Raw genomic sequence first — 5,909 nt, 5'->3', positions numbered from 1 at the left:
GCCCAGGGTGTTGCCGTCGCTGCCGCGCGGATACTGCGCGCTGCCGGAGGCCGGCCACGACGGCGTGCTCACCTGCATCACCACGCCATTGCCCTGGTTGTCCCACGCCAGCACGCCCTTGGAGTGGCCCCACGGCGCGCCGCAGGAAGCGCCGGAGCAGGAGGGAATGGCCGGATCGCCATAGAACTGGTCGTTCCACACCACGTAATTGAGCGTGCCGTTGTAAATCTGGTTGAATGTCGCGCCGACAGGGTCAGTCGTGGTGTCGCCCACACAGCCGCCGCCCTGGCTCAGGCTGGGCTGGCTGCTGCTGGCGTAGACGAACTGCTGGCTGAAGCCGTTGCCGCTGGTGTAGTCCTGCGGGCTGCCGCCGAACTGGCAGCTGTCCACCTGGGCCGAACCGCCGCAGCCGGGAAAGGACGCGGCGTTGAACTTGAAGGCGAACCACCAGTTGACCGGGTGGCTGGCGTCCAGCATGGGAGACGGGGCGGCGTGGACGAGCGCCGGCAGCGCGGCGAGGCTGAGCGCCGCGGCCAAGGCGGCGCGGCGTAAGGTTGGGGGAACAGTCATGGCGTTTCTCCAGATATTGTTTGATGTGAAGCGGCCGTTTCATGGCCGCGCGCCATGCTGATTGAGTATTGTGTAAGCAGCGTTAAGATGATCTGGTTAGAAACATTCCTTAACGTTTTCCTCTGTTTGTAATGAAAACGCCTCCGCGTGGCGGGGGCGTGGCAGATAGTGGGGCGCGATCAGATGGCGGCGGCCAGGCGCGAGCCCTGGTCGATGGCGCGCTTGGCGTCCAGTTCGGCCGCCACGTCTGCGCCGCCGATCAGGTGCACCGGCTTGCCTGCGTCCAGCAGCGGCTGCTGCAGTTCGCGCAGCGGGTCCTGGCCGGCGCAGATCACCACATTGTCCACTGGCAGCACCTGCGATTCGCCCTTGACCGTGATGTGCAGGCCGGCATCGTCGATCTTGTCGTAGCTCACGCCGGACAGCATCCGCACCCGCTTCATCTGCAGGCTGGCGCGGTGGATCCAGCCGGTGGTCTTGCCCAGGCCTTCGCCCACCTTGCTGGTCTTGCGTTGCAGCAGATAGACCTCGCGCGGGCTCTTGTGCGGCTGCGGGCCTTGCGGCGCCAGGCCGCCGGCGGTGTCGCCCGTCATGTCCACGCCCCATTCGCGCATGAAGGCCTCGGTGTTCAGCGAGGTGGACTGGCCCTCGTGGCACAGGTATTCCGCGGTATCGAAACCGATGCCGCCGGCGCCGATGATGGCTACCTTCTTGCCCACCGGCTTCTTGTGCTTGAGCACGTCCAGATAGCTCAGCACCATCGGGTGGTCCACGCCCGGGATGGCCGGCGTGCGCGGCGCGATGCCGGTGGCCAGGATGACTTCGTCGAAGCCGGCCAGATCGGCGGCGGCGACGCGGGTGTTCAGCTTCAGCTCGACGCCGGTGGTTTCGATGCGGCGCTTGAAGTAGCGAATGGTTTCATAGAACTCTTCCTTGCCCGGAATCTGCTTGGCCACGTTGAACTGGCCGCCGATCTCATTGGCCGAATCGAACAGCGTGACGCTGTGGCCGCGTTGGGCGGCGACGGTGGCGAAGGCCAGGCCGGCCGGGCCGGCGCCGACGACAGCCAGCTTCTTGGGCGCGGCGGCGGTTTCGTAGTTCAGCTCGGTTTCGCGGCAGGCGCGCGGGTTGACCAGACAGGAGGTCAGCTTGCCCTGGAAGATGTGGTCCAGACAGGCCTGGTTGCAGCCTATGCAGGTATTGATCTCGTCGCCGCGGCCTGCCGCCGCCTTGCCCACGAAGTCCGGATCGGCCAAGAAGGGGCGCGCCATGGACACCATGTCGGCGCAGCCGCTGGCCAGGATGTCCTCGGCCACTTCCGGGGTGTTGATGCGGTTGGTGGTGATCAGCGGGATCTTTACCTGGCCCATCAGCTTCTTGGTCACCCAGGCGAAGCCGCCGCGCGGCACCATGGTGGCGATGGTGGGCACGCGGGCTTCGTGCCAGCCGATGCCAGTGTTGATCAGGGTGGCGCCGGCCTTTTCGATTTCGCGCGCCAAGTGGGCCACTTCGTCCCAGGTGCTGCCGTCCTGCACCAGGTCCAGCATGGACAGGCGGTAGATGATGATGAAGTTGGGGCCGGCCGCCGCGCGCACCGCCTTGACGGTTTCGATGGCGAAGCGGATGCGGTTCTCAAAGCTGCCGCCCCAGTCGTCGCTGCGTTTGTTGGTGGCGCGGGCGATGAACTGGTTGATCAAATAGCCTTCCGAACCCATCACCTCGACGCCGTCGTAGCCGGCCTGCTGCGCCAGCTTGGCGCAGCGGGCGAAATCGGCGATGGTTTGCCAGATGTCGGCGTCGGACAGCTCGCGCGGCTTGTAGAAGTTGATCGGCGCGATCAAGGGCGAGGCCGACACGCACTTTTCCTGGAAGCTGTAACGGCCGGAGTGCAGGATCTGCAGCGCGATCTTGCCGCCGGCGGCATGCACGGCGTCGGTCACCAGCTTGTGCTGGGGCACTTCATGCTCGTCCGACAGCTGGGCCGCGCCCTCCGCCACGCAGCCCTCGGCATTGGGGCCGACACCGCCGGTGACGATCAGCGCTACGCCGCCACGGGCGCGCTCGGCGTAGAAGGCGGCCATTTTTTCGAACCCGTTCGGGGATTCTTCCAGGCCGGTGTGCATCGAACCCATCAGCACGCGGTTTTTCAGCGTGGTGAAGCCCAGGTCCAGTGGGGCCAGCAGGTGCGGGTAAGCGCTCATGTTTCTTCCTCGTGTCCGTTATGTAGCGGCTCGGGCGGGGCGCGCCCAAGCCTTTGATTCGTCTGGCGATGTCAACCCTGTTGGCCAAGATACTTACTGGTAAGTAAGTTGTCAACGCAAGCGCCGCGCAATCACCTGTCATTGTGCTGTTGTACCTGACTATAATCGCCGCAGACGACTGGCGTCGTCGCTAACAAAGGAGAATAAAGATGTGCCAAGAAACGCACCACGCTCACACGGATTGCCTGACCCCGCTGCAGCAGCGCCCGCTGGGCCGCCGCGGCTTCCTGAAGCTGGCCACGCTGGGCGGCGGTGCCATGCTGCTGGGCAGCTTTGTGCCGCGCACGGCCTGGGCGGCCAAGGGCACCGACGTGCTGCTGCTGTCCTGCATGGATTACCGGCTGGTCGATGAAACCGCCGCCTTCATGAACGGCATGGGCCTGCGCGACAACTACGACCACATCGTGCTGGCCGGCGCTTCGCTGATTTCCATCACCGACAAGTTCCCGGCCTGGAACACCACCTTCTGGCAGCATCTAGGCGTGGCGATAGACCTGCACCACATCAAGAAAGTGGTGTTGCTGGACCATCGCGATTGCGGCGCCTACAAGGTGGTGTTCGATGAAGACTTCGCCAAGGAGCCGGCGAAGGAAACGGAAATCCATGCCACGGCGCTGAAGACCTTGCGGCGGGCCATCTTGGACAAGCACCCGCAGCTGGCGGTGGAGAGCTATCTGATGGCGCTGGACGGCAAGGCGGAGGCGATTCCGGCCTGACGGCCGGATGTAGAAAACGGACCCGTTGCGGGTCCGTTTGCGCCTAGTACGGCTGGCAGGAGAAACGCACTGCCAGCTGGTACTGGCCGTTCAGTTGCCTGGGTTGCAGGCTGCTGTCTTCGGCGCCGGCGTCGCCATCCAGATCGGTCCGCGTCATTTGCCCCACTTTCATTCCCAGATTCATGCAAACCTGGTTGGCCTTTTTCGACACTGCACGCGTCACGGCCTGGCTGGTGCTGCCCTGGCCATGCAGCAGATAGGTCTGGTCGGACGAGGCGCTGAGATTGACCTGCGCGGTGGCGCCCAGGTCACTGGCGGTTTGCTGCAACTGGCTACAAGCGGCCAACGGCGACAAGGCTGCAGCCAGCAGTAAAAGATTCCAACGCATGCTGTTTACTCGCAACGGAACAGCAGCGTGGTCTTGTAGTCCTGATCGCTGCGGATCGGCAGCACATAGCTGGCTACGCTTTTGGCCATTTGCGTCAGCGCGCTGTCGCCATCGTTCTTCGACTCATCTTCTCGATTCAGCACCACCAGTTTCTTCTTCTGGTCCTTGCAGATTTCGTTGGCTTTGCCCACCGCGTTATCCAGCGCGTCCTTGGCATTATCCGCCATGGCGACCGCGGAATAGGTATTGTTCTGTTGCGGCAAAATAGTGGCCTTGAACGAGGAGCAGGCGGACAGCGACAGCACCGTTACGGCAAGCAGCGGAAGAGTCTTGATTTGCATGATGAACCATTGATCAGAATTGAATTTTGGCGCGCCCGCACATGCCCATTCGATGGGCGATAAAACGGGAGCGTGTCAATAATAGTTAAGCCAAAATTTTCTGTACAAGGCTGTTTTGTAAATTGAAACGCACAAAAACCGAAATGGATACCTGCTGGATATTTAAATTTTCACAGGATAGCCGCTGGTTAAGCGAATGAATGCCAATAAAATATTTTATGAAATCCATTTAAGTAACAAATGTCTTGATTGTTGATTTTGTTGCTTATATCGATCAATAAAAAAGATATTGGCATTTAAATTTATTTTCTTGCTGGTTGTGGCCGTTTTCATCGCCAGGCGCTGTGGGCAGACGGGTGTTGCATTTCTGCTTCCTTTTCCGGTTCGGGACGCTGGCAACAAGCCGCAGCGCGTCTGGGGTAAGCAAGGTTTGGCTCAGGCGTTTTTTTGCGCCAGCCAATGCAGCAGGTCGGCCTCTACCTCGGCGCGGTTGCGCTCGTTCAACATTTCGTGCCGGCCGCCCGGATATACCTTGCTTTGCAAGTCCAGCACGCCGGCGTCGCGGTAGCGGATTTCCAGTTGGCCCAGCGCCAGCCGGCCCAGACTGACTGGGTCGCGGTTGCCGGCAAACAGCAGGATGCGGCAATGGCGGTTGATGGCGGCGCCGGCCGCCTCGCCCGCTTCCATGGCAATGATGCCGTCGAACAGGTCGGCCCACAGGCCCGGCGTCGGGTCGAAGCCGCAGTCAGGGTCCGCGATATAGGCATCCACCTCGGCCGGGTCGCGGCTGAGCCAGTCCATGCCAGTGCGCCACGGCGGAAAACCCAGATTGAAGCTGCCGAAGACCAGCCTGGCCATCAGCCGGCTGGGGCGGTCCCACCCGTTGCGCCGACCCAGGTATCGCGCCAAGCCGCCCAGCAGCCGCGCCAATGCGTTTTGACGATAGCCGGTGGACGACAGCATCAGCCCGGACAGATGGGCGCCGTAGCGCAGGAAATAGGCGCGGGCGATGAAGCTGCCCATGCTGTGGCCCAGCAGGACAAGGGGCTGGCCGGGATGTTCGGCGGCGGCGTGGCGACGCACCGTTTCCACATCGTCCACCACCTTGCGCCAGCCGTCCTCGGCGGCGAAGAAGCCGCGCGGCGCGGGCGACGCGCCGTGGCCGCGGTGGTCGTGCGCGTACACGGCGTAGCCGGCTTCCGCCAGCATGCTGGCGAAGCGGTGGTAGCGCGCGGCGTACTCGCTCATGCCGTGCGAGATCAGCACCACGGCGCGTATCGGTCCCTCCGGCCGCCATTGGCATAGCGGAATGGCGACGCCGTCGGCGGCGGTCAGGGTGGCGCGTAGCATGCGCGGTCCTCTCGTTTCAGCCGAGCAGCGGCCGGTTGTCGAAATGGGGGTGGGTCAGCGAAGTCAGCACATGGTCGCGCCAGGCGCCGTTCAGGAACAGATAGTTCTTGGCCTGGCCTTCGATCACGAAGCCCAGCCGCTGCAGCAAGGCCGCGCTGCGCGCGTTGGACGGCTGGTAATTGGCCTGGATGCGGTGCAGCTTCAATTCGTCGAAAGCGAAGCGTATCGCCGCCTGCAGCGCCTCGCGCATCAGGCCCTGGCCTTCGCAGGCATGGTCTATGCC

At 63.1% G+C, this 5,909-nt stretch carries 7 protein-coding genes; 1 reads left to right on the top strand and 6 read right to left on the bottom strand.

What is annotated here, in order from left to right; translation table 11 throughout:
* Positions 1–570 (bottom strand): deoxyribonuclease II family protein (locus JHD59_RS21385; protein WP_199155750.1); only part of this gene is annotated, 570 nt, incomplete at its 3' end.
* Positions 571–749: 179 nt separating this feature from the next.
* On the bottom strand, positions 750–2,771 hold the full coding sequence (locus tag JHD59_RS21380; protein ID WP_199155749.1) for an NADPH-dependent 2,4-dienoyl-CoA reductase: 2,022 nt from the start codon (positions 2,769–2,771) through the stop codon (positions 750–752).
* A gap of 209 nt (positions 2,772–2,980) precedes the next feature.
* On the opposite strand from JHD59_RS21380, the gene JHD59_RS21375 reads away from it, so the two are divergent.
* Positions 2,981–3,547: a carbonic anhydrase gene (locus tag JHD59_RS21375; RefSeq protein WP_103317225.1), complete on the top strand. Its 567-nt coding sequence runs from the start codon at positions 2,981–2,983 to the stop codon at positions 3,545–3,547.
* A 43-nt stretch (positions 3,548–3,590) separates the two neighbouring features.
* Here JHD59_RS21375 and JHD59_RS21370 read toward each other — a convergent pair whose 3' ends face one another.
* The 4 genes from JHD59_RS21370 to JHD59_RS21355 all read right to left on the bottom strand — a co-directional run.
* Entirely contained in the window at positions 3,591–3,935 is a 345-nt protein-coding gene (locus JHD59_RS21370) for a hypothetical protein (RefSeq protein ID WP_199155748.1), read from the bottom strand.
* Between the two features lie 5 nt (positions 3,936–3,940).
* Positions 3,941–4,276 carry a hypothetical protein gene (locus JHD59_RS21365; protein ID WP_103317229.1) on the bottom strand — a complete coding sequence of 112 codons (336 nt, stop codon included), beginning with the start codon at positions 4,274–4,276 and terminating at the stop codon, positions 3,941–3,943.
* Between the two features lie 435 nt (positions 4,277–4,711).
* Positions 4,712–5,626, bottom strand: a complete 915-nt coding sequence (locus JHD59_RS21360; RefSeq protein WP_199155747.1) for an alpha/beta hydrolase — start codon at positions 5,624–5,626, stop codon at positions 4,712–4,714.
* A gap of 16 nt (positions 5,627–5,642) precedes the next feature.
* Positions 5,643–5,909: GNAT family N-acetyltransferase (locus JHD59_RS21355; RefSeq protein ID WP_199155746.1), on the bottom strand; the 267-nt coding region annotated here is incomplete at its 5' end.

This window comes from Chromobacterium sp. ASV23 (assembly GCF_016428945.1).
GTDB classification, from domain to species: Bacteria; Pseudomonadota; Gammaproteobacteria; order Burkholderiales; family Chromobacteriaceae; genus Chromobacterium; species Chromobacterium sinusclupearum.
The sequence above is the reverse complement of the archived record's forward strand: the minus strand, read 5'-3'. Positions and strand labels throughout refer to the sequence as shown.

Bases quoted from the DNA above. Each gene is read 5' to 3' on its own strand.
- JHD59_RS21365 (WP_103317229.1), bottom strand. From the start codon at position 4,276: ATGCAAATCAAGACTCTTCCGCTGCTTGCCGTAACGGTGCTGTCGCTG.
- JHD59_RS21375 (WP_103317225.1), top strand. From the start codon at position 2,981: ATGTGCCAAGAAACGCACCACGCTCACACGGATTGCCTGACCCCGCTG.
- JHD59_RS21360 (WP_199155747.1), bottom strand. From the start codon at position 5,626: ATGCTACGCGCCACCCTGACCGCCGCCGACGGCGTCGCCATTCCGCTA.
- JHD59_RS21370 (WP_199155748.1), bottom strand. From the start codon at position 3,935: ATGCGTTGGAATCTTTTACTGCTGGCTGCAGCCTTGTCGCCGTTGGCC.
- JHD59_RS21380 (WP_199155749.1), bottom strand. From the start codon at position 2,771: ATGAGCGCTTACCCGCACCTGCTGGCCCCACTGGACCTGGGCTTCACC.